The organism is Desertibacillus haloalkaliphilus, assembly GCF_019039105.1.
GTDB classification, from domain to species: domain Bacteria; phylum Bacillota; class Bacilli; order Bacillales; family KJ1-10-99; genus Desertibacillus; species Desertibacillus haloalkaliphilus.
Genome location: NZ_JAHPIV010000543.1, coordinates 1 through 338, shown reverse-complemented (window position 1 = coordinate 338; position 338 = coordinate 1). Strand labels below are relative to the sequence as shown.

Genomic DNA, 338 nt, shown 5'->3' with positions numbered 1-338 from the left:
AAGCTGTACTGCTGACATTTGATGATAATTCAGATGATTTTTACCCATATGTATATCCTGTTTTGCAAAAATATGGGATGAAAGCAACTCAGTTTACCGTTTCCGATTGGGTAGATGGAAGCTGGAACATGACAAGTAATGAAATCTTGACCGTTATGGAAGAGGGTATTGATATCCAAAACCATACTGTAACACATCCTTTTCTAACGAGTTTAAGTAAAGCAGAACAATACTCAGAAATTAATGATGCAACTACAGCGCTCAAAGAGTTAACCGGTAAGACGACGAATGTTTTCGCTTATCCTTACGGAGATTATAACGTTGATACGATCTCAGTC

At 37.3% G+C, this 338-nt stretch carries 1 protein-coding gene; it reads left to right on the top strand.

What is annotated here, in order from left to right; translation table 11 throughout:
* The coding region (locus tag KH400_RS23210) for a polysaccharide deacetylase family protein (RefSeq protein WP_217228664.1) at nucleotides 1-338 on the top strand (338 nt) is incomplete at both ends.